The 21,253-nt window shown below is 71.0% G+C and carries 20 protein-coding genes; 13 read left to right on the plus strand and 7 right to left on the minus strand.

What is annotated here, in order from left to right; all coding sequences use genetic code 11:
* Window positions 1-189: 189 nt before the first annotated feature.
* Complete coding sequence (locus ACFYOY_RS28620; protein WP_351890409.1) at window positions 190-1,641, plus strand: carboxylesterase family protein; 1,452 nt, start codon at window positions 190-192, stop codon at window positions 1,639-1,641.
* A gap of 15 nt (window positions 1,642-1,656) precedes the next feature.
* On the opposite strand, the gene ACFYOY_RS28625 is transcribed toward ACFYOY_RS28620, so the two are convergent.
* Entirely contained in the window at window positions 1,657-2,640 is a 984-nt protein-coding gene (locus tag ACFYOY_RS28625; protein ID WP_388590422.1) for an Lrp/AsnC family transcriptional regulator, read from the minus strand.
* Window positions 2,641-2,882: 242 nt separating this feature from the next.
* On the opposite strand from ACFYOY_RS28625, the gene ACFYOY_RS28630 reads away from it, so the two are divergent.
* Window positions 2,883-3,530, plus strand: a complete 648-nt coding sequence (locus ACFYOY_RS28630; protein ID WP_351890419.1) for an HD domain-containing protein — start codon at window positions 2,883-2,885, stop codon at window positions 3,528-3,530.
* Window positions 3,527-4,537, plus strand: a complete 1,011-nt coding sequence (locus tag ACFYOY_RS28635) for a GlxA family transcriptional regulator (protein WP_388590490.1) — start codon at window positions 3,527-3,529, stop codon at window positions 4,535-4,537. The genes ACFYOY_RS28630 and ACFYOY_RS28635 overlap by 4 nt, the downstream gene beginning before the upstream one ends.
* 17 nt (window positions 4,538-4,554) lie before the next feature.
* On the opposite strand, the gene ACFYOY_RS28640 is transcribed toward ACFYOY_RS28635, so the two are convergent.
* From ACFYOY_RS28640 to ACFYOY_RS28650, 3 genes are all read right to left on the minus strand, one after another.
* Window positions 4,555-5,919, minus strand: coding sequence for an MFS transporter (locus ACFYOY_RS28640; protein WP_388590425.1), 1,365 nt, complete (start codon window positions 5,917-5,919; stop codon window positions 4,555-4,557).
* 97 nt (window positions 5,920-6,016) lie between these two features.
* Window positions 6,017-7,495 carry an NAD-dependent succinate-semialdehyde dehydrogenase gene (locus ACFYOY_RS28645; protein ID WP_351890436.1) on the minus strand — a complete coding sequence of 493 codons (1,479 nt, stop codon included), beginning with the start codon at window positions 7,493-7,495 and terminating at the stop codon, window positions 6,017-6,019.
* Between the two features lie 173 nt (window positions 7,496-7,668).
* Window positions 7,669-8,541 (minus strand): IclR family transcriptional regulator, encoded by an 873-nt coding sequence (locus ACFYOY_RS28650; RefSeq protein WP_351890442.1) that lies wholly within the window; start codon window positions 8,539-8,541, stop codon window positions 7,669-7,671.
* Window positions 8,542-8,752: 211 nt separating this feature from the next.
* On the opposite strand from ACFYOY_RS28650, the gene fae reads away from it, so the two are divergent.
* The 7 genes from fae (at window position 8,753) to ACFYOY_RS28685 (ending at window position 15,712) form a co-directional block, all read left to right on the plus strand.
* Window positions 8,753-9,292, plus strand: a complete 540-nt coding sequence (gene fae, locus ACFYOY_RS28655) for a formaldehyde-activating enzyme (protein WP_351890447.1) — start codon at window positions 8,753-8,755, stop codon at window positions 9,290-9,292.
* Window positions 9,289-10,401: a mandelate racemase/muconate lactonizing enzyme family protein gene (locus ACFYOY_RS28660; RefSeq protein ID WP_351890452.1), complete on the plus strand. Its 1,113-nt coding sequence runs from the start codon at window positions 9,289-9,291 to the stop codon at window positions 10,399-10,401. Before fae ends, ACFYOY_RS28660 begins: the two co-directional genes overlap by 4 nt.
* The gene (locus ACFYOY_RS28665) at window positions 10,398-11,918 is read left to right on the plus strand and encodes an aldehyde dehydrogenase (RefSeq protein ID WP_351890457.1); all 1,521 of its coding nucleotides are present in this window, start codon (window positions 10,398-10,400) and stop codon (window positions 11,916-11,918) included. The genes ACFYOY_RS28660 and ACFYOY_RS28665 overlap by 4 nt, the downstream gene beginning before the upstream one ends.
* An 84-nt stretch (window positions 11,919-12,002) precedes the next feature.
* Window positions 12,003-12,938: an NAD(P)-dependent oxidoreductase gene (locus ACFYOY_RS28670; protein ID WP_388590428.1), complete on the plus strand. Its 936-nt coding sequence runs from the start codon at window positions 12,003-12,005 to the stop codon at window positions 12,936-12,938.
* Window positions 12,939-12,985: 47 nt separating this feature from the next.
* A complete protein-coding gene (locus ACFYOY_RS28675) occupies window positions 12,986-14,155 on the plus strand; it encodes an iron-containing alcohol dehydrogenase (RefSeq protein WP_351890467.1) in 1,170 nt (389 codons plus the stop codon).
* A gap of 112 nt (window positions 14,156-14,267) precedes the next feature.
* Window positions 14,268-14,849 (plus strand): carboxymuconolactone decarboxylase family protein, encoded by a 582-nt coding sequence (locus ACFYOY_RS28680; RefSeq protein ID WP_351890473.1) that lies wholly within the window; start codon window positions 14,268-14,270, stop codon window positions 14,847-14,849.
* Window positions 14,846-15,712 (plus strand): RNA polymerase sigma-70 factor, encoded by an 867-nt coding sequence (locus ACFYOY_RS28685; RefSeq protein ID WP_351890479.1) that lies wholly within the window; start codon window positions 14,846-14,848, stop codon window positions 15,710-15,712. Before ACFYOY_RS28680 ends, ACFYOY_RS28685 begins: the two co-directional genes overlap by 4 nt.
* Window positions 15,713-15,833: 121 nt before the next feature.
* Here the strand turns inward: ACFYOY_RS28685 and ACFYOY_RS28690 are convergent, their stop codons facing one another.
* Window positions 15,834-16,292, minus strand: a complete 459-nt coding sequence (locus tag ACFYOY_RS28690; RefSeq protein WP_351890485.1) for a MarR family transcriptional regulator — start codon at window positions 16,290-16,292, stop codon at window positions 15,834-15,836.
* Window positions 16,293-16,398: 106 nt separating this feature from the next.
* The gene (locus ACFYOY_RS28695; RefSeq protein ID WP_351890491.1) at window positions 16,399-17,391 is read right to left on the minus strand and encodes an ArsR family transcriptional regulator; all 993 of its coding nucleotides are present in this window, start codon (window positions 17,389-17,391) and stop codon (window positions 16,399-16,401) included.
* Window positions 17,392-17,519: 128 nt separating this feature from the next.
* Here ACFYOY_RS28695 and ACFYOY_RS28700 point away from each other — a divergent pair, with 128 nt between their 5' ends.
* A complete protein-coding gene (locus tag ACFYOY_RS28700; RefSeq protein ID WP_351890497.1) occupies window positions 17,520-18,749 on the plus strand; it encodes an MFS transporter in 1,230 nt (409 codons plus the stop codon).
* Window positions 18,750-18,759: 10 nt separating this feature from the next.
* Here ACFYOY_RS28700 and ACFYOY_RS28705 read toward each other — a convergent pair whose 3' ends face one another.
* Entirely contained in the window at window positions 18,760-19,398 is a 639-nt protein-coding gene (locus tag ACFYOY_RS28705) for an isochorismatase family cysteine hydrolase (protein WP_351890502.1), read from the minus strand.
* A 208-nt stretch (window positions 19,399-19,606) separates the two neighbouring features.
* Here ACFYOY_RS28705 and ACFYOY_RS28710 point away from each other — a divergent pair, with 208 nt between their 5' ends.
* Window positions 19,607-20,212 (plus strand): TetR/AcrR family transcriptional regulator, encoded by a 606-nt coding sequence (locus ACFYOY_RS28710; protein ID WP_351890506.1) that lies wholly within the window; start codon window positions 19,607-19,609, stop codon window positions 20,210-20,212.
* Window positions 20,209-21,228 (plus strand): DMT family transporter, encoded by a 1,020-nt coding sequence (locus tag ACFYOY_RS28715; RefSeq protein ID WP_351890511.1) that lies wholly within the window; start codon window positions 20,209-20,211, stop codon window positions 21,226-21,228. Before ACFYOY_RS28710 ends, ACFYOY_RS28715 begins: the two co-directional genes overlap by 4 nt.
* Window positions 21,229-21,253: the final 25 nt, after the last annotated feature.

Below are 21,253 nucleotides of genomic sequence, written 5' to 3' on the forward strand. Positions count from 1 at the left end.
CGTCCCACGTTTCACCGTGCCACGTCAGCCTGGCTGACGTGGCACGGATGCGTACCGCACGTCGCACCTTCGGCTGATCCAGAGATCCTTTGTCTCCGAATCCTCGCTTTCACCCCCTGTTCTGGCTCCTCCTCGCAGGCCGACGTAGAACGAGACCAGAACGTCGGTGATGCGAGAGAGGTGGAGTCGATGACGAACCTGGCGGACCAGGTCGTGGCCACGGACCGGGGCAGGCTCCGGGGCTCGGACGAGGGTGCGGTGGTGTCCTTTCGGGGAATCCCCTACGCCGCCTCACCGGTGGGCGCGGCGCGCTTCGCGGCCCCGCACACCCACCCGGGCTGGACGGGCGTACGTGAAGCGGTGCGGCCGGGACCGGCTGTGCCGCAGGCGGCGTCCCGGCTGGAAAGGGTCATGGGGACACGCAGGCCCGACTGGGACGAGGACGGTTGCCTCACCCTGAACGTGTGGACTCCACGGCCCGCACTGGCGGAGAAGGCCCCCCGTCCGGTACTGGTCTGGTTCCACGGCGGCGGTTTCAGCAGTGGCTCGGGCGGGTGGGACTGGTACGACGGAGCACGCCTCGCGGAGGCCGGCAATGTGGTGGTGGTGACCGCCAACTACCGGGTGGGGCCACTCGGCTATCTGTATCTCCCGCAGATCGGCGCCGACAACCTCGGGCTCAAGGACCAGGCCGCCGTGCTGCGCTGGGTGCGCGACAACATCGCCTCCTTCGGCGGCGACCCGCGAGCCGTGACGGTCGGCGGGCAGTCGGCCGGTGCGTACTCGGCCCTGTCACTGGCCCTGGATCCGGCGACCGGCGGGCTCGTCGACCGTGTGCTCCTGCAGAGCGGCCCCTGGGGCCTCGAGCCGCAGAGTCCGCAGCGGGCAGCCGAGGTCGCCGAGGAGTACCAGCGGCTGCTGGGCGTCCCGCGTGGCGCGGAGCCCGGACAGGTGCTGCGCTCGCTTCCCGTCGAGCATCTTCTGTCCGCCTACGGCGAGCTGGCGGCCCGTCTCGCGCGCCCGGGCAATGTCGCCCCTCCGATGTACCCGGTTCTCGGCGGCGCCGGCATGCCATGGGCCTGGCACGACGCGCTCGTGGACGGGGCGCTGGAGGGCAAGGCCCTGCTGATCGGCACCGCCCAGGAGGAGATGACCGCCTTCTTCGCCTTCGAGCCGCGCATCCAGTCGCTCACCCGGGAAGGTGCCGTCGACCTCCTGACCAGCCGGCTCGGCCATCAGGCGCCGGAGGTCTACCAGCGGTACGCCGACAGGCTTCCACACGTGGCGCCCGCCCAGGTCTTCACCGCACTGCACACCGATGAGCTGTTCCGCAACGGCGCCCTGCGGATGGCCGACCACCATGCGGCCGGTGGCAATGCCACGTACGTCTACCAGTTCGACTACCGTCCCGCCCACGACCCCGGCCGTCTCGGCGCCACGCACTGCGGCGAACTTCCCTTCCTCTTCGGCACCTTCGACAGCTACCCCGACAGTCCGATGCTGGGGAGCCCCTCGGACACCGAGCGGGCGATGGGCCGGGCCTTCGCCACGGCTGTCACCGCGTTCATCGCCGGCGGCTCTCCGAACGACTGGCCTCCGTACGCGCCTAAGGCCACCGCACGGATCCGGCACTTCGGCTGAGACTCACGGAGCCCATCACACGGAGATCGACGCGGGGCGTACCAGGCCGGTGCGCTTGACGCCGGAGAGAATGGGGGTCACCTCGATCCCGGAGATATGCGGCAACGCCCCCACCGTGCCGGTCAGAAACACATACAGCGCGCTCAGATCGGTGGCGGCCACCGCCACCAGCAGACCGCTCGAGCCCGTCGTGGCGGCGGTGAAGCGCACCTGCGGATGCCGGCTGAGGATCTGCCCGGTCTCCTCCAGCGCCCCCGGATCCGCGGTGATCCACAGCAGAGCCTCGGCATGCACCCCCAGCAGGGCCAGATCTACTTCGGTGGCCAGCCGCACGCCATGCGCCGCCACCAGGGCGTCCAGGCGCCGCCGCACGGCCCGTGGAGTCCGGCCCGTGCGATGGGCGAGCTCTCCATAGGTCATCCGGGAGTCTTCGACCAGCGTGTCGATGAGCGCCCCGTCTTCCGGGAGCGGGGAGAAGGGCTCGGGCGCGGGGTCGGCGCTCGGCCACAGTTGGCCGGACTCCTCCCGGGCCAGCAGTCCCGCGCTCCAAGCGAAACCCACGGGGAAGACTTTCAGCAGGTCGTAAGAGGTCCAGGACCGCACGGCGGCGGTCGCGGGCAGGTCGCGCAGCAGCAGCTTGTTGCGTGCGTCGCGTCCGTTCAGAAAGAGCACGACGCAGATTTCATCCCCTCCGCCCAGGATGTCCACCCAGATGGTGTCGGGGCGCCGAGCGAGACCGGCGGCGATGGTGGCGATCCGGTTGGGGCGGCAACGGATACGCAGCACCGTGGGGAGGAGGTGGGGAAAGAGGGCGGGATTGCGCACGGCCGTCGCCCGCAGGGTGCGATCGTGGAACAGCGGGGCGGCTCGCCGCACGACGGTGCGCTCCGAGACGCCCAGCACCTCGGCGACGCTCCGCCAGGATGCCCGGGGCGACGCCAGCAGAACGGCCGTGATCCGCCGGTCCGTGGCATCGAGGTCGTGGCGTACTTTCTGCACGAGAAGGCCCTCGATGTTCCTCTTTTCTCGATTCGACTCTATCCGGTGACGGGACAGGTCGGTCCTCGGTGCCGTACGACGCGGTCCACCCGGGAGCGGCCGGCTCGGGTCACCACCGGCGTTTCCGGTCGCTATCCGTGGGATACAGGGCGCTATCGTCATGGCAAGCGGGCCGGCCGCCGCGCGAGGCTGTGGACAGTGCCCCACAGGGGCGTACTGCTACGGACACGGAGGGCGGATACATGACGATTGACACCACTGTCGCGGCAGGCGTGAAGGTGCCGGCCACGACGCTGGCGCGCGAGGCCACGGAGCTGATTCGGGACACGACGAGCGAGCTCATCTATCACCATTCACGTCGGGTGTACTTCTTCGGCAGCCTGCAGGGCCACCGGCGCGATCTGAGCTTCGACCCGGAGCTGCTGTACCTGGGGGCGATGTTCCACGACGTGGGCCTGAACGAGGCGTTCCATGACAGCGGCCGCCGTTTCGAGGTGGACAGCGCGGCCGAGGCGAAGCGGTTTCTGCAGGCCCATGGGGTACCCGAGGACAGCGTCCGCCGGGTCTGGACGGCGATCGCCCTGCACACCACCCCCGGGGTCCCCGAGTTCATGGAACCGGAAGTGGCTCTGGTGACGGCCGGTGTCGAGTACGACGTGCTCGGCATCGGCTATGAGGATCTTTCCGCCGAGGACCGGGCGGCGGTCGTGGCGCTGCATCCGCGCCCCGACTTCAAGAACAGGATTCTGCGGGCGTTCGCCGACGGCATCCGCCCCAAGCCGCAGACCACGTTCGGCAACGTCAAGGCCGATGTCCTGGAACACTTCGTCCCCGGCTTCGAACGGGGGAACTTCGTCCGGACGATCCTGGATTCGCCGTGGACGGAATAGCGCGGCGGGCGTCACCGGCGTCCCGTGGCGGACGCACCGTCGTGATCGTCGCGTTCGACGGGGTGCAGCTGCTCGATGTCACCGGCCCCGTGGAGGTCTTCACCACGGCCAACCACTACGGCGCCGACTACGACGTACGGGTCGTCTCCCTCGCCGGTGACGCCGTCACCACCTCCTCCGGGCTCGTGATCGGTGCTGACGGCTCGCCCGGCACACTGCCACCTCGCCCGGACACCCTGCTGGTCCCGGGGAGGAGGGACTGGCGCTCGGCCGTGGCCGACACCGACCTGGTCGGGCTCGTGACCCGGCTGTCGGGGCGGGTGAAGCGCGTGGCGTCCGTGTGCGCGGGAGCCTTCGTGCTGGCCGAGGCCGGAATCCTGGACGGCCGCCGAGCCGCCACGCACTGGGAGCTGGCATCGCAGCTGGCCGCCGCCTACCCCCAGGTGCGCGTGGACGGCAATCCCGTCTTCGTCAGGGACGGCCATGTGGCCACGTCGGCCGGCATCACCGCGGGAATCGACCTTTCGCTGTCCCTGGTCGAGGAGGACTGGGGAGCGGAGGTTGCCCGCAACGTGGCCAGGCAACTGGTGGTCTTCATGGCCCGCCCGGGCGGGCAGGCGCAGTTCAGCGCGCGGCTGGCCCCGCGTCAGCCACGGCATCCGGCGGTGCGCCGGGTGATGGACCGCGTCACCGCGGACCCCGCGGGGTGCCACACGCGGGCCACGCTGGCCGCCTCGGGCGGCGTGAGCGCCCGCCACCTGGAGCGGCTGTTCCGCACCGAGGTCGGCATCACGCCCGGCCGCTATGTCGAAGCCGTCCGCGTCGAGGCCGCCCAGGCACTTCTCGCGGACGGCACCGGCACGGTCGAGGAGGTGGCGCGGCAGGCGGGGTTCGGCTCCTCGGAGTCGCTGCGGCGGGTGTTCCAGCAGACCCTCGGGGTCTCGCCGACGGTCTACCGCGCCCGTTTCCGCAGCACCGTCGGCGCACCCCGTCTCGCGGCCGGGTAGGCGGTCGCCGCCGGTCCCTACGACCCCTCGCGGGCCGTTCGCGCCGCCCGGGCCAGGTCCAGGTCGGTGGTCTCCGGCGCCAGGAACTGGGACACGACGGCGCCGACCACCAGCACTCCGGCGCCGATCAGGAGCACGAACTCCGCTCCGAAGTGGTCGAGCCCCATCGGCAGCAGGAACGTGCCGATCGCGGCGCCCACCCGGCTCATGGCCGACGCGAAACCGACGCCCGTGGTACGCAGGGAGGTGGGGAACACCTCCAGCGGATAGACGGCGGTCAGCGCGCTGGAGGCGGCGTTGAGGAAGATGAAGAACAGGAAGCCGACGACGATGACGGGGGTGGAGGACGGCCACACCGCCACCAGGGCCAGACATGCGGCCGTGATCCAGAACGGCGGGATCAGCAGCTTGCGGCGGCCGATCCGGTCCACGACGAGGCACCCCGCGGTGACACCGGCCACGGCGGTGAAGGAGTAGACGAGCAGCGCCGCGACCGCGTTGTCCCCCATGTGCAGGGCCTCGAAGACCTCGGTCCAGAAGGTGCCGATGGCGAAGTACGGCAGCACGAGGGCGGCCCAGAAGACGCTGGCGAACACCGTGGAGCGCAGATGCTGCCGGCTGAAGAGCGCGCGGAACCCGTCCTGCCGCACCTCGTCGCGGTCGTCCAGCTCCGCTTCGACGTCCACCTCGATGCCGTACTTCTCGATCAGCGCTTCGGCCTCGTCCCGGCGTCCCCTGCTCAGCAGCCAGCGCGCGGACTCCGGGATGCCACCGCGCAGGGCCACGCACACCACCGCGATCACCGCACTGCTTGCCAGGGACCAGCGCCAGCCGCCGTCGACGGAGGTGAACAGCGCCCCCACGACGGTGGCCAGTGCGTACCCCACGTACCAGCTGATCTCCAGGCTCGCCAGCAGCCGCCCGCGGCCCAGCCGGCCCGCGTACTCCGACAGCAGCGGGGCGCCGATCGCGTACTCGCCGCCGATCGCCACACCCATCACCAGGCGGATGAGGATGAGCTGTGGGCCGTCCAGGACGAAGAACTGGAGCACCGAGCCGATCAGGAAGATCAGCATGTCCATCAGGAACACCGGCCGGCGTCCGAACCGGTCGGCCAGCCGGCCGAAGAGCGGCCCTCCGATGAAGATCCCGATCAGCGGTGAGGCACCGACCAGCCCCTGTTCCATGGAGGACAGATGGAGGTCGTCAGTGATCGCCCCCATCGCCAGGCCGATGCCGCCGATGATGTAGCCGTCGATTCCCTGGCCGATCTGGGTGGCCAGCTTCAGCTTGGTGTGCAGCCGCTTCCGTTCGCGTTCGGTGGCGGGTGCGCCCGGCGGTGTGCTGGGCTCGTTCTTCTCGGTCACAGGCGTCGTTGCCATGCGCGGGTCCTTCGCTGAGAGGGGGAGGAGACCGCTGCCCCGGGAGAGGGCGGCCGGGGAGGAGCGGCCCCGGGAGCAGCGGTGGGGAGAGGGGGAATCAGTCGGTCGGCCAGTCGAGGGCGATGTACTGCGTTTCCAGGAAGGCCTCGATGCCCTCACGGCCGCCCTCCCTGCCCAGGCCCGACTGCTTGACGCCGCCGAAGGGCGCGGCCGGGTCGGACAGCAGGCCCCGGTTGAGGCCGACCATGCCGGTCTCCAGGCGCTCGGCCAGGCGCAGGGCCCGGCCCACGTCGCGCGAGTAGATGTACGAGGCGAGGCCGTGCACCGTGGCGTTGGCACGGGCCACCAGCTCGTCCTCGTCGGTGAAGGTGGCCAGGGGCGCGACCGGCCCGAAGACCTCCTCGTTCATGATCCGGGCGTCCTCGTCCACGTCCACCAGGACGGTGGCCGGGTGGTAGCAGCCCGGGCCTTCGGGCACGCTGCCCCGCGCGGCGACCTTCGCGCCACGAGCGACCGCGTCGTCGACCAGGGAACGGATGGACTCCACGGCGGTCCGGTTGATCATCGGGCCGAGGGTGACGCCCTCCTCCAGACCCGCTCCGGCGCGTACCGCGGTCATGGCCGCCGCGAACTTCTCGGTGAATTCGGCGGCGACGGACTCATGGACGTAGAACCGGTTGGCCGCGATGCAGACCTCGCCGCCGCCCCGCATCTTGGCGTCCATCGCACCGCGCACCGCGGCATCGACGTCGGCGTCCTCGCAGACGATGAAGGGGGCGTTGCCACCCAGTTCCATGGTCACGTTGACCACGTTCGCCGCCGCCTGCCCCAGGAGCGTCCGGCCGGTGGCGGTGGAGCCGGTGAAGGAGAACTTGCGGACCCGCTCGTCGCGGAGCCAGGCGGAGACCACCTCGGGCGCGCGGTCGGTCGGCAGGACGTTCAGCAGTCCGTCGGGCAGGCCCGCCTCACTCAGCAGGGCGGCGAGCGCGAGGGCGGTGAACGGGGTGTCGGGGGCCGGTTTGAGGAGCACCGGGCAGCCGGCGGCGAGCGCCGGGGCGATCTTCCGAGTGGCCATCGCAGCCGGGAAGTTCCACGGTGTGACGAAGGCGGTGACGCCCACCGGATGCCTGCGCACGACGTGCCGGAAGCCGCCACCGGGCGCGTCGCCGAACGCGGAGCCGATCCGTACCGCCTCCTCGGCGAACCAGCGGAAGAACTCCGCCGCGTAACCGACCTCGGACACCGCGTCCCGGTATGCCTTGCCGTTCTCCAGGACGATCAGCCGGGCGAGCGTGTCGGTGTGCTCGCGCATCAGCGCGAACGCCGTGTGCAGGACCTCCGAACGACGGCGGGCCGGCGTCGCCCGCCACCCGGCGGCAGCCGCCTGGGCCGCGTCGACCGCCGCCATGGCATCCCCCGGGCCCGCCGCGGACACCTCGCGGATCAGCTCCGCGGTGGCCGGGTCGTGCACGGGGAACGTCCGTCCGTCCTCGGCCGCACACCAGCGGCCGGCGATGAACACATCACCTTCGGCGAACGGTGCCTTGACGAGGGTTTCTATGCCGGGGAGGTTCATGAGCTGCTCTTTTCTCCGTTCCGAACAAGGGCTGGTCCGGTTCGCGGTGAATTTACGAGCGCGTCATGCGGCCGACAAGGCCGCTTCTCGGATCGCAATGGTGGTTGCTGTCAGGGCAACTCCCCCTTCATGCCCGCCCACGGACACGCCGGGGCCGCACCGCCCCGGCGCTTTCAGGTGAGCCGTGCCCTGGGGAACGAGGTGTGCCGCGGCTCCCAGCCCAGCATCACGGAGACGCGTGCCGCCGCCTTGGCCGTGGTGCGGCCCGCCTGGTCCAGGCGGTCGCCGAGCCGGGACTTGGGTGCCGAGATGTTGAGCGCCGCGACGACACGCCCCCGGAAGTCGCGTACGGGTGCGGAGACCCCGACCAGACCGGCCTCGAACTCCTCGCTCACCCTCGCGTAGCCCCGCCGCGAAGCCTCCTGGATCAGTGCCCACAGTTCGGGGATCGGTGGCGTCGAGGCGGTGCCGAAGCGGACGTACAGCTCATCGGGTGTGGCATCGGCCAGCAGCACGCGCCCGGCCGAGGTCTGCCACGCGGGCACTCCGCGCCCTTCCCAGCCGTGGACGCGGAAGGAGTGTCCGGAGACCGAGAGCAGGGTAAGCACCTCGCGGTCGCTCAGGACACACAGATGGCTGGTCTCCTCCACGTCCGACGACAGGGCGTGCATCACCGGCTCCGCCATGCGCACCAGCCGGTTCTGCGAGGTCCGTGCGACGAGCGAGAAGAGCCGCCAGCCCAGGCGGTACTCCAGGGTGTCGGGGTCCCGTTCCACGATCCCCGCGGTGGCCAGGGCCTTGAGGGCACGCGAGACCTGGGTCTTCTCCCGGCCCACCAGATGCGCCAGGCGTACGACGCCGAGCCCGCCGGCGTTCTGGGCCTCGTCGGAGGCGAGCGCCTCCAGCAGGTCGATGTCACGGCGCAGCCCATGGCCGCGCGGGGCAGCGGTGCCCGCGAGGCCCCAGGAGGCTTCGCCTGGGCCCGTGCCGTGCGGGTCGGCGGGGTCCTCGGGACCGTCGGTGCCGCGAGGGGGGAGGTTCGTCACGCGCGACATCCTAGGGCGCACACCAGGGAAGCCCCAGGTCAGCCGCCGGGTTGTCATGAGAGCAACCGGCATTTCGATTCAGGCCGGCGCCTTGTCGACGGGGTGGCGGCGGTTCTAGATTCGCCGCATCGGACCGGAGAACTGCGGCGAATGCGCGGTTCATCCCCTGTGGTCCGTCGATTCCCCGCTCCCGGAGATCCAGGAGATCCCCATGCCATCGCCTGTTGCCCCGACCGCCCTCATCGGCGAGTCCTTCGCCGGGGAGGGTGCCAACGCCGCGCACACGAACGTCGTGATCGGACGCAAGGGCGGACCCGTCGAGACGGCCTGGGCCACGGCGCTGGCCACGCCCAGCGCCGGACACGTCCCCTTCGTGACGATCGTGCGGCCCTCGGTCCCGGTGAAGCCGCTGACACTGTTCGTGCCGAAGGCCGCCGCCGAAGGTGAGCTGCACCAGCGCGCCACGTGGGGGTCCGCCCAGGCCGGTCTGGCGCAGGGGGTCACCGACGCGGTCCAGGACGGTCTGCTGCCCGCCGAGGAGGCCGACGATCTGCTGATCATCGCCGCGATCTGGGTGAACCCGGCGGTCGACGACCTGGACGTGTCCTTCCGCAACCAGCGCGCCGCCGCGTACGAGGCAGTGCGGGCCGCGGTGACCGGCACCCCGACCGTGGCCGATGTCCTCGCGGCCGCCGAGGAAGGCCCGGCGAACCCGTTCTACGCCCCCACCTCCGAGGTGCTCACCCGATGAAGATCACGGACATCACCCTGGACCGGCTGCGCCTGGAGCTGGACCCGCCGTTCCGGGCCGCGTGGGACCCCGAGCCACGGCGCCACTTCGACGCGACGATCGTCCGCGTCCACACCGACGAGGGGATCACCGGTATTGGCTCCGGTGATCTGATGGACGGCTTCGACACCTACAAGCACCTGTTCGTCGGCGAGGACCCGCTCGACATCACCCGGCACGTCAAGGCCATCGAGACCGCCAACTTCCACGGCGCCCACTACTGGCCGCTGGAGGCGGCGCTGTGGGACATCATCGGCAAGGTCCACGGCCGCCCGGTGGCGGAGCTGTTCGGCAACGCGGCCAAGAAGCTGCCCGCCTACGCCTCCTGCGGTGAGCTCAAATCGCCCGAGGAGCGTGTCGCCACCGCGCTGAAGGTCCGCGAAGCGGGCTTCCGCGCGATGAAGATACGCATCGACCGCAACCGTGTGGACGAGGGGATCGCCGCGGTCCGCGCCGTGCGCGAGGAACTGGGCGCGGACTTCGAGATCATGGTGGACCTGAACCAGTCATGGCGCATGGCGGGCGACACCGCGGGCGCCACCGACCTCGCCCGGACCCGCAAGACCATCGCGCGTCTGGCCGAGCTCGACGTGTTCTGGGTCGAGGAGCCGCTGCCCTACGGCGACCTGGCGGGCTTCAAGCGCCTGCGGGCCGAGAACCCCGGGGTGCGCATCGCCGCCGGCGAGATGCACCACTCCCCCACCGAGCTGCTGCGCTACCTCGAAGAGGACGCCCTGGACATCTACCAGATGGACGTGGTGCTCGCGATCGGCATGCACCGCGCCCGCACCCTGGCGGAAATCGCCCAGCTCAAGCACCGCCACTTCACCCCGCACAGCTGGACCAACGGCATCGGCGTGCTCGCCAATCTGCACGTGGCGGCGGGGGTCGGCGGCGGCCCGTACTTCGAGTTCCCCTACGACCCGCCCGGGTGGACCCCGGAGCGCCGGGACTTCATGCTCGCCGACCCGGTGCGGGTGGGCAGCGACGGCGACCTCGAGATACCCGCGCGGCCGGGCCTCGGTATCGAGCTCGACGAAGACGCGATCGACCGGTGGAGGATCACATGACGCACGGCATCGACGCCCTGCTCGCCCGCTCGTACGACCAGTGGGTGGCCGCGGCCGGCACACTCACCGTGGAGACCCGGCTGTTCATCGACGGCCGCTTCACCGACGCCCTCTCCGGCGACACCTTCACCAGCGTCTCGCCACGCGACGGTGCGGTACTCGCCAAGGTGCAGGCGGCGGGCGCCGAGGACGTGGACCGTGCCGTACGCGGCGCGCGCGCCGCCTTCGAGGACGGACGCTGGCGCGACCTCCCGCCCAAGGAGCGCAAGAGCGTCCTGCTGCGCTGGGCCGATCTGATCCGGGCGAACGCCGAGGAGCTGGCCCTCCTCGACACCCTGGAGATGGGCAAGCCCATCACCGAGTCCGTGCGGATCGACGTGGACAAGGCCGCCGAGACCATCGCCTGGTACGCCGAGGCCATCGACAAGACCTACGACGAGGTGGCACCGACCCCCGGCGACGCGATCGCCCTGATCACCCGGGAGCCCCTGGGTGTCATCGGCGCTGTCGTCCCGTGGAACTACGCGCTGCTGATCGCCAGTTGGAAGCTGGGACCGGCCCTGGCCACCGGCAACAGCGTCGTCCTCAAGCCGGCCGAGCAGACCTCCCTGGCCGCCCTGCGCCTGGCCGCCCTCGCCTCCGAGGCGGGTCTGCCGGACGGGGTGTTCAACGTCGTCCCGGGCCGCGGCGAGGTCGCCGGACAGGCGCTGGGCCGCCACCCGGAGGTCGACAAGATCGCTTTCACCGGCTCGGCGGAGGTGGCCCGGCTCTTCCAGGTGTACGCGGGCGAGTCCAATGGCAAGCAGGTGGCCGTCGAGGCGGGTGGCAAGTCGCCCCAGCTCCTGTTGCCCGACGCCGACATCGAGGCCGCCGCGTCAGCCGTGGCCTGGGGCATCTTCTACAACGCCGGACAGACCTGCAACGCCGGTTCCCGCGTCGTGGTCCACGCCTCCGTCAAGGACCGGCTCCTGGACGCCCTGCGCCGGATCACCGCGGAGACCTTCCGGGTGGGCGACCCGCTCGACCCGGCCACCGTCATGGGCCCCCTGGTCGACGAGACCCAGCTGGCCACGGTCCTCGGCTACGTCGAACGCGGCGTGGCGGACGGGGCGAGCGTGGTGTTCGGCGGTGGCCGCACCCTCACCGAGTCGGGCGGCAGCTATGTCGAACCGACCGTCCTGGACGGGGTGGTGAACACCTCCGCCGTCGGCCAGCAGGAGATCTTCGGCCCGGTCCTGGCCATCGTGTCCTACGACGGCGACGCCGACGAGGGGATACGGCTGGCCAACGAGAGCGACTACGGGCTCGTCGCCTCCGTCTGGACACGTGATGTGGCCGTCGCCCACCGCGCCGCCAAGCGACTGCGGGCCGGGACGGTCTGGATCAACACCTTCGACGCCAGTGATGTCATCACCCCCTTCGGCGGCTTCAAGGCCACCGGCGCGGGCCGTGACAAGTCCCTGCACGCACTGGACGCGTACACCGCGCTGAAGACCACCTGGATCAACCTGGCCTGAACCGGCCACGGTGCACGGACCTGTCCACCCCCTCCCTTCTTTTCCCTTCTTTACCTTTTTCTTCTCACCACAGCGAGGACAACGATGAGGATCGGTTTCATCGGCCTGGGCAACATGGGACGCCACATGGCCCGCCATCTCATCCACGCGGGCCACCTGGTCACCGTGCACGACACCCGGCCCGAGGCCGCGGCCGAGCATCTGGCGCTCGGCGCCCGCTGGGCCGATTCCCCCGCGACCTGTGCCGAGGGCGCGGAATTCCTGATCACGATGCTCCCCACCCCGCGCATCGTCGAGGACGTACTGCTGCGCGGTGGCGCGGCCGAGGCCCTGCCCCCGGGCGCCCTGTGGATCGACATGTCGACCTCGACTCCCGCGGCCGCGGACCGCGTCGCCGCCGATGCGCTGAACCGGCGCGGGGTGCGCTGGCTGGACGCACCGGTCAGCGGCATGGCACGGGGCGCCGAGGCCGGAGCACTGCAGATCTTCGCCGGCGGTACGGACGACGACTTCCGCATCGCCCTGCCCGTCCTGGAAGCCATGGGCGATCCGGACCGGATTCTGCACGTCGGCCCGCCCGGCACGGGCTACACAGTCAAGCTCATGCTCAACCTGCTCTGGTTCAGCCACGTGGTCGCCACCTCCGAGGTGCTCGCCATGGGCGTCAAGGCGGGCGTCGACCTCGGGACGCTGCGCAGCTCGCTGCTGGCGAGCCCGGCCGCCTCCTCCTTCGTCGAGAAGGACCTCATGTCCATTCTCGCCGACGGCGACTACGACGACTCGTTCGCCATGGCGCTGGCCTGCAAGGATCTGGGGCTCGCCGTCGACCTCGGCCGCGACCTGGGCGTGTCCACCGAACTGTCCGCCCTCGTCGAGCAGATCTACCGCCGCTCCAAGGCCCATCACGGCGAGCTCGCCGGTGAGATGAGCCCGGTCCGCCTCTACGAGGCCCTCGCCGGGCAGGAGTTCCGGCTGCCCGACCCGACCATCGCGCCGGCCGACGCGACACTCGCGGTCTGAGAAAGAGCGAACGCCACCCCGCACCACGACGCCAGGAGTCGCACCCCATGACCTCTCCCGGGCCCGGCGGTCCCACGCCGCTGAGCATCGACCCCACCTGCCGTATCGAGTTCGGCCCCGGCCGCATCGGCCGACTCCCCGCACTGATCGCGGCCACCGGCCACGATCGCGCCTTCGTCGTCACCGACCACGGCCTGCGCGCCGCGGGCGTCCTCGAGCCGGTCCTCACGACCCTCCGGGCCGCCGGGCTGGAGTACGCCGTCTACGACGAGGTGGCCCCCAACCCCTCCACCGCCAACGTCGACGCGGGTGCCGCACGAGCCCGTGCGTTCGGCACCGCCACGGTCGTCGCCCTCGGCGGTGGCTCGGTACTCGACGCGGCGAAGGGCATATCCCTGCTGGTCGGCAACCCGAAGGCCACGGCCGGCGACGCCGACGAACTCTGGGAGGCGGCCGACGGACTCCCGCTCGTCGCGATCCCCACCACCTCCGGCACCGGCGCCGAAACCAATGGCTTCGGGGTCATCGAGGACACCACCGCCTGCCGCAAGGTCTACATCGGCCACCCCTCCGTGAAGCCGCGCATCGCGCTGCTCGACCCGGAGCTCACCATGGGCCTGCCCGCACCGGCCACCGCCGCCACCGGTATCGACGCCCTCGTCCACGGCATCGAGTCACTCGCCTCGCGCGGCGCGAACCCGGTCTCCACCGCCTACGCCACACAGGCCGTGACCATGGTCAGCCACGCCCTGCCCGCCGCGTACCGGGACGGCGCGGACCTCGACGCCCGCGCCGAGCTGATGCTGGGAGCCCATCTCGCGGGCCAGGCACTCAGCCTCTCCGGGCTCGGTCTGGTCCATGGCATCGGCCACGCGCTGACCGCGCACACCGGCACCCCCCATGGCGTCGCCCTCGCCGCCGTCCTCGAAGAGGTGATGGGGTTCAACGCCCCCGCCGCGCAGGGCGCCTACGAGCAGGTGGCGCGCGCCATGCGCCTGGCACCGCCCGCCGATGGGGACTGGGCGCGGGCCGCCATAGAAGCGGTACGCGAGATCGCGGGCGCCGTCGATGTGAAGCGCCCCCTGAGGACGCTCGGCACCGACCGCGGCATGCTGCCCGCCATCGCCGCCGGGGCGGTGGCGGACGCGGTGACGACGAACAATCCCCTGTCCCCCGATCACACCCAGGTCCTGGAGATCCTCACCACCGCCTACTGACCGTGGCGCGCCACCGTGCCCCTGACGATCCAGGCACGGTGGCGGCCGCTGTCACATGCGCGGACCCGGCGGTGTCTTCATGCCAAACAGGCAACCGCACAGGGAGAACACCATGTCACTTCGCGTTCCGAAGGGGGAGCTCCCCACCGAGCTCCGGGAAAACCTGCTCGAGCAGCTCGGTGAGGTGCCCGAGCCCGACGAGGTGCTGTGGAACAACCCCAAGGTCGCCGAGGCGAACCGGGAGTTCGCGGCCAAGCTGGGTTCGTGGGACGCGGCCGACGCGAGCCTCAAGACGTTCGCGCATATGGCGGTCGCTTCACAGATCGGGTGCAGCTGGTGCCTCGACATCAACTACTTCCTCGCGCTGAACCAGAACCTGGACCTGGCCAAGGCGAGCCAGGTGCCGCGCTGGCGGGAGTCGGAGGCGTTCACGCCGCTGGAGCGGGACGTCCTGGAGTACGCCGAGGCCATGACGAATACGCCGCCGACCGTCACCGACGAGCTGTCCGCGAGCCTGCTGGACCGGCTCGGCCCGGCGGCGCTGGTCGAACTCACCGTGTACATCGGCTTCGCCAACTTCGCGAGCAGGTGCAATACGGCGCACGGAATCACCTCGCAGGGCTACTCCGACACCTGCGGGATTCCGCTTTCCGCGCGCGCCGCGAAGTCGTCCGCCGTAGCGTCCACGGCATGACCGGGGATCCGTTCGTCGCCCATCGCAGCCTGCTGTTCACGGTCGCATACGAGATGCTCGGGTCGGCCGCCGACGCGGAGGACGTGGTCCAGGAGTCCTGGCTGCGGTGGGCCGACGTCGACCGGTCGCGGGTGCGCGACCCGCGGGCCTACCTCGTCCGCACGGTCACCCGCCAGGCGCTCAACCGCCTGCGGACACTGTCGCGCCGCCGCGAGGAATACGTCGGCGAGTGGTTGCCGGAGCCGCTGCTGACCAGCCCCGATGTCGCCGAGGACGTCGAACTCGCGGAGAGTGTGTCGATCGCGATGCTGACCGTCCTGGAAACACTCGGGCCGGCTGAGCGGGCGGTGTTCGTGCTGCGCGAGGTTTTCGACATGCCGTACGGAGAGATCGCCGAGGCCATCGGGAAGTCCGCGGCCACGGTGCGGCAGATCGCGCGACGGGCCCGCGAGCATGTGGCGGCCCGGCGGCCGCGGATGCGGGTGAGCCGCTCGGAGCAACAGGCCGTGGTGGAGCGGTTCCTGGCCGCGCTGCAAACCGGGCAGGTGCAGGAGCTGATGGAGATCATGGCGCCGGACGTGGTCATGATCGCCGACGGTGGCGGGGTGGTGGCCGCCGCGCGGGCTCCGATCCACGGTGCCGAGGAAGTGGCGAAGTTGCTGGCGCGCGCGAACCAGGTGGTGGCCGCGTTCGAGACGACGCCCGTATGGCTCAACGGCGCGCCCGCCGGCCGGCTCGCCTTCGACGGCGAACCGTCCGCGGTGAGCCTCCTGGTGGAGAACGGGCGCATCGCCCGGATCTACGTGGTGAGAAACCCACGGAAGCTGACCCGGCTGGATGTACCGGCCGAACTGGCCAGGTAGCCGCGCCGCGGCTCTGGTGCCATGGGTGTTCCGGGCGGTGTGAACCGCCCGGAACACCCACGAGCGCACAGGGGCCGGTCCCTCCCGGCCTGGCTGCGCACCTGGCCGGAGGAAACGCGATCTAGTGGTGCCAGGCATGTCCGCCCGTGTTGTGGATGAAGCGCTGCAGCACTTTGACCGTCGTCAGGTACTCCTCGTCGGAGATGCCCGCGTGCCGCTCCGTCCACAGCTCGTCCTGGAGGGCCGCGGCCTTGCCGAAGAAGGTTCTGCCCTCCGCCGTGATGCCCAGATGTCCCTCGGCGTCCTCGGTGATCCAGCCCTGGGCGATGGTCCGGTCGATCTCCTCCTCCATGACCTCCGGACCCGCTTCGAGATAGTTGCTGAGGAGGCCGGACACCTCGTCGCGGGTCTTGGCGGGGTCGGCGTGTGCGACCTGCGCGAGGACCCACCACTGTGGCTGGGTGGTGCCGATCCCGGCGAGCGTGGCCTGGATGCGGGTGACAACGGCTTTGTACGCCGCCCAACTCCAGTAGCCGATGGGCTGCCGTATCAGTTCGGCGTCGCTGTGGGAGTACTCCATGGTCGGTCCCTCCGTCTTTGCTTGAACGCGTCCGACGAAACCGACCGTAAAAGTTGAACCAAACGTGAAGTCAAGGACGCTCGGCCCTGCCCCCGCGGCCGCCACCTCACGCGTACGACCCGTCCGGGGCCGCGAGTTGGTCGCCGAGAGTGCTTCGCCGGTACAGTACCTGCCGTCCGTGGCGTGCCCGGGTGACCAGTCCTGTGGCATGCAGCACGCGCAGGTGCTGGGAGACGGCACTCGGCGTCACCCTGAGGCGGCGGGCGAGCTCAACGGTGGGCAGTGGCTCCTCCAGGAGGCCCAGAAGCCTTGCCCTGGGCGCACCGATGAGCGACACGAGCGCGGGCGCGCCGTCGGCGGGCGCCGAGGCCCGGAGCGTCGCCACCCCACGGCTGGGATAGACCAGCGACGGAGGTTCCTCCGGGCTCACCGGGGGCGCGGGCTTGTGCGCGAAGACCGAGGGCAGCAGGAGCAGCCCCCGGCCGGATGCCGCGACATGGTGCCGGCTGATCATCTTGGCGATGTACAGCACCCCGTTGTGCCATCGCAGATTGGGATGCATATCGGCGAAGAGCAAGCGGGCGCCCCCCATGGCCAGTTGCCGTGCGCGGTAGGTCATGTCCGCCTCCACGACCAGTCGCATCTGCGGCCACATCGGCTTGACGGCGGTCTCCCAGTACTGCCGCAGGAGTGCGCAGATGGTGTCGCGGAGTGCGGCGACGGGTGCGTCGTCGACAGCGGTGGCGTCGCGCAGCGCTCGGGGCAGCGGGTCCGGCGCGTGGGTGGCCAGCAGGTCGCGGCGGACCAGCCCGGGAGGAGTCCGGCCAACGACGGCCAGTTCGTCCTCGAAGGCCGGGGCGAAGCTCGCGGGCCGTGGAGTCAGAAAGTCCGGGAGGGTGCGTCTGCGCGCCACCAAGGACATCAACAGGTCCGTGTCGAGGTCTCCGAGTCCGCCGAGCGCGGATCTGCGCCACGGGAGGTGCACCGCGGACAGGCTCGGATCGTGCAGCACTCGCAGGCTGAACACCGTCTCGTTCAAGGGCGATACGGCGAATCGCGTGTCCGCCAGGTCCTCGACATCGAGCGCAAAGCTGATCATTAAGCCATACACTACATCGATTGGCAGGGGCACGCCGGTGCCATGGACTTCAGCCCATGACGTATCCCACGCATGCACAGGCAACGGCCGTGGCGAACGGCGCCGCCGATGGGCCGGTGGACTGACGCATGAGCCGCCGCATGGTCCTGATCCTCGCCATCACCTGCGCGGTGGCGGTGGGCAACATCTACTTCCCGCAGTCCATCGCCCCGCTGGTCGCCGACGGACTGCAGGTGTCGGCCGACTCCGCCGCCCTGGTGGTGACCGCCACCCAGGTCGGCTACACGGCCGGGATCGTCCTGCTGGTGCCGCTCGGCGACCGGATCCCGCACCGCTCGTTCCTCGTCGTCCTGCTCGCCCTCACCGGCCTGGCCCTGCTCGCCGCGGGGTGCGCACCGGCCCTGCCGCCCCTCGTCGCCGCCGGCGCCCTCGTCGGCCTGACCACCGTGGCCGCGCAGATCGTCGGCCCGCTGGCGGCCGGACTGGTGGCAGCCGACCGCCGAGGAGCGGTGATCGGCACTCTGCTGAGCGGATCGACCGGCGGCATGCTGCTGGCCCGCACCTTCAGCGGCACGCTCGGCGAATGGCTGGGCTGGCGGGCCCCTTATCTCGTGGCCGCGGTCCTGGCCCTGCTCCTCGCCACCGTCCTGGCGTTCGTGGTGCCGGCCACGGCCCCGGCCTCCCGGCAGTCCTACCCCGCGCTCCTGGCCGAACCGCTGCGGCTGCTGCGTACCGAGCCGGAGCTGCGCCGCTCCTGCCTGTACCAGGCGACCGTCTTCGCCGGATTCTCGGCCGTCTGGACCTGTCTGGCGCTCCTCCTCACCGGTCCGGCTTACGGGCTGGGTGCCCAGGCCGTCGGGATGCTCGCCCTGGTCGGCGCGGCGACCATGTTCTGCACCCCGCTCGCCGGCCGCCTGGTGGACCGCCGAGGGCCCGATCCGGTGAACCTCGTCTGCATGCTCGGGGTCCTCGTCTCCGCCGTGATCCTCGCCGCGGGGGCCCGGGGCGGGACGGTGGGCCTGGCCGCCCTGACGGTCGGCACGCTGCTCCTGGACGTGGCGATGCAGTCCGGCATGGTCGCCAACCAGGCCCGCGTCTACGCCCTGCGCCCGGACGCCCGCAGCAGACTCAATACCGCCTATATGACCTGCGCCTATCTGGGAGGCAGCGCGGGTTCCTGGCTCGGGGTCCAGGTCTGGAGCCGGGCCGGCTGGTGGGGCGTGTGCGCACTCGTCACCGTCCTCACCTGGATCGCCCTGGTCCGCCACCTGGCGCTGCGCCGATCCCTGGAGACCCCGCCCCGTGGGGAGATCCCGGAGGGCCGCGTCGCCGGTTCCCGCTCGGCCCCCACGCCGTAGAGCACGGCCGCTACGTCCCGGAGCCCTCCCCTGGCAACGCGGTGAGGAGCTCGCTCGTGGTGAGGATGGCATGGGCGAAGGTGGGGCCGTTGAGCTCATGCGCGGAATGCATCATCTCGGGTGTGGCGGCGGCGGTGGCGTCACGGACCAGCGTGACGTGGTAGCCGAGCTCCATGGCGAAGCGTCCGGTGGACTCGATGCAGGTGTTCGCCAGCAGTCCGATGAGAATCACATGGGTGATGCCGTGCTGCCTGAGCTGCATATTCAGGTCGGTGTTGGCGAACCCGCTCTGCGCCCAGTGCTCATGGGCCACCACCTCCCCCGGCCGCGGCTGGAAGTCGGGGTGGAACTCCCCGCCCCAGGTGTCCCGGGCGAAGCTGTGCCGGACCATGATGTTCCGCTGGGTCGGATTGGGGTGGGTCCACGACTCGTAGTCACCCGGCTCCCAGCGGCGGTGCGGGACGAACACCACCCGCACCCCGGACTGCCGGGCGGTGCCGACGACGGCGCGCAGATGGTCCAGCAGGCCGACCTTCTCGGCGACGCTCTGCACGACCGGCCAGACCTTGCCTCCCTCGGAGAGGAAATCGTTGTACGGGTCGACCAGCAGCACTGCCGTTCGCCGGCGGTCATAGGTCTCGGCTGCCATGATCTCTCCTCCGTCCTCTGGAAGATCACTCGTAGCGCGAGCAGGCCACATCCTGGCGCGTCCGAGTACCCCCTCGTTCTGCCGCTCAGTCGGCGGTGGGGCCGCGGGCGGCGTCGGGGACCGGTCGCCGCTGAAACCCACTTCCCGGATCTCTCATCGCCCTCTACAGTAGGTAGACCTACCTACCTAATCTGGCGGGATGCATGCGATGAGTGAGACCGGTACGAGGACGACGGATCCCGGAAGGCGGCGGCCGGCCCGGGAGCGCCTGCTGGCGGCCGCCGCGCGGCGCTTCTACGCCGACGGCGTGACGGCGACCGGAATCGACACGATCACCACCGAAGCCGGCGTGGCGAAGATGAGCCTGTACAACAACTTCTCCTCCAAGGCCGATCTCGTCAGGGCCTATCTCGATGCCCGGCACGAGGAGTGGCTCGCGCTGTACACCTCACGGCTGGAGCAGGTCCAGAACCCCCGCGACGGCGTCCTCGCGGCCTTCGACGCCTACGCCGATCACGCGGCGTTCGCCTACGAGCGCGGCTTTCGCGGCTGCGGCCTGCTCAACGCGGCCGCCGAGCTGCCCGCCGGAGACGAGGGGCGGAGTGTCGTACGCCGCCACAAGGAGGAGGTCGAGCGCCTGATCGCCGGGCACCTCGAAGAACTGCTGCCCGGGCGCCCCGACGACGTGCGCACCTTGGCGGAGCACCTGGCGTTCCTGCTGGAGGGCGCGATGGCGCGCGCCGGCCTGGAAGGCGACGGCAGTCGGCTGCGGCACGCCCGCGCGATGGCGGCGGCCCTGCTGGACAGGCTGTGAGGCGGCCCACCGGGCACGGCGCCCGTTCGGCGGGCGCCGGATCGTTGTGTGTGCTCGCCGCGTCCGTGCTGTGGGGCACCACCGGCACCGCGGCGACCTTCGCCCCGGGGGTGGGGCCTCTTGCCATCGGCGCCGTCGCCATGGGCCTGGGCGGGCTGCTCCAAGCCCTGGTCGCAGCCCCCCGCATCGCCCGTCAGGCCCCGCGGCTGCGTGCGCGGCGCGGCACCGTACTGCTCGGCGCCTTCGCGGTGGCGGTCTACCCCTTGGCGTTCTACAGCTCGATGCATCTGGCCGGGGTGGCGGTGGGAACCGTGGTGTCGATCGGCATGGCGCCACTGGCCTCAGCCGTGATCGAACGCGTCATGGACCGGCGCCGGCTGACGCGCCGCTGGACACTCGGCGCCGCCCTGGGCCTCCTGGGCACCCTCATGCTGTGCGCGGCCCAGGCCGCTCAGGCCCCCGGCGACCGGGAGCAGGCATCCATGGCCGCCACGATGCTCGGCATGGGGCTGGGCCTCATCGCGGCCACGGCCTACGCCCTCTACTCCTGGGCGGCGCATCGGCTGATCACCCACAAAATCGCCTCCCGCGCGGCGATGGGCGCGGTGTTCGGCCTGGGCGGACTGCTCCTTGTGCCCGTCCTCCTGGTCACCGGCGCCCCGCTGCTCGACTCCCGGTCCAATATGGCCGTCGGCGCCTACATGGCGGTGGTGCCCATGTTCACCGGCTACGTCCTGTTCGGCTGGGGACTGGCACATGTGCCCGCGAGCACGGCGACCACGCTCTCCCTGCTCGAACCGGCCATCGCTGCCGTCCTCGCCGTGCTGGTCATCGGCGAACGGCTCCCCGCCGCCGGCTGGACCGGCATCGCACTCGTCCTCGCCTGCCTGGCCGTCCTCACCACCCCCACAGCCGTTTCCAGGCGGCGCCGGCAGCCGCCGGAAGGCATGATGCCGCCACAGCGCGCAGCGGCGGAGCACACCGTTGCCCGGCCGGACCCGGGGCGGGTGCCGTAGCGGAGTCCGTCGACGAGCGGGACGG

The organism is Streptomyces sp. NPDC007875 (genome assembly GCF_042868035.1).
Classification (GTDB): domain Bacteria; phylum Actinomycetota; class Actinomycetes; order Streptomycetales; family Streptomycetaceae; genus Streptomyces; species Streptomyces antimycoticus.

Bases quoted from the DNA above. Each gene is read 5' to 3' on its own strand.
- ACFYOY_RS28620 (WP_351890409.1), top strand. From the start codon at position 190: ATGACGAACCTGGCGGACCAGGTCGTGGCCACGGACCGGGGCAGGCTC.
- ACFYOY_RS28630 (WP_351890419.1), top strand. From the start codon at position 2,883: ATGACGATTGACACCACTGTCGCGGCAGGCGTGAAGGTGCCGGCCACG.
- ACFYOY_RS28640 (WP_388590425.1), bottom strand. From the start codon at position 5,919: ATGGCAACGACGCCTGTGACCGAGAAGAACGAGCCCAGCACACCGCCG.
- ACFYOY_RS28645 (WP_351890436.1), bottom strand. From the start codon at position 7,495: ATGAACCTCCCCGGCATAGAAACCCTCGTCAAGGCACCGTTCGCCGAA.
- fae (WP_351890447.1), top strand. From the start codon at position 8,753: ATGCCATCGCCTGTTGCCCCGACCGCCCTCATCGGCGAGTCCTTCGCC.
- ACFYOY_RS28660 (WP_351890452.1), top strand. From the start codon at position 9,289: ATGAAGATCACGGACATCACCCTGGACCGGCTGCGCCTGGAGCTGGAC.
- ACFYOY_RS28665 (WP_351890457.1), top strand. From the start codon at position 10,398: ATGACGCACGGCATCGACGCCCTGCTCGCCCGCTCGTACGACCAGTGG.
- ACFYOY_RS28670 (WP_388590428.1), top strand. From the start codon at position 12,003: ATGAGGATCGGTTTCATCGGCCTGGGCAACATGGGACGCCACATGGCC.
- ACFYOY_RS28675 (WP_351890467.1), top strand. From the start codon at position 12,986: ATGACCTCTCCCGGGCCCGGCGGTCCCACGCCGCTGAGCATCGACCCC.
- ACFYOY_RS28680 (WP_351890473.1), top strand. From the start codon at position 14,268: ATGTCACTTCGCGTTCCGAAGGGGGAGCTCCCCACCGAGCTCCGGGAA.
- ACFYOY_RS28685 (WP_351890479.1), top strand. From the start codon at position 14,846: ATGACCGGGGATCCGTTCGTCGCCCATCGCAGCCTGCTGTTCACGGTC.
- ACFYOY_RS28690 (WP_351890485.1), bottom strand. From the start codon at position 16,292: ATGGAGTACTCCCACAGCGACGCCGAACTGATACGGCAGCCCATCGGC.
- ACFYOY_RS28695 (WP_351890491.1), bottom strand. From the start codon at position 17,391: ATGATCAGCTTTGCGCTCGATGTCGAGGACCTGGCGGACACGCGATTC.
- ACFYOY_RS28700 (WP_351890497.1), top strand. From the start codon at position 17,520: ATGAGCCGCCGCATGGTCCTGATCCTCGCCATCACCTGCGCGGTGGCG.
- ACFYOY_RS28705 (WP_351890502.1), bottom strand. From the start codon at position 19,398: ATGGCAGCCGAGACCTATGACCGCCGGCGAACGGCAGTGCTGCTGGTC.
- ACFYOY_RS28710 (WP_351890506.1), top strand. From the start codon at position 19,607: ATGAGTGAGACCGGTACGAGGACGACGGATCCCGGAAGGCGGCGGCCG.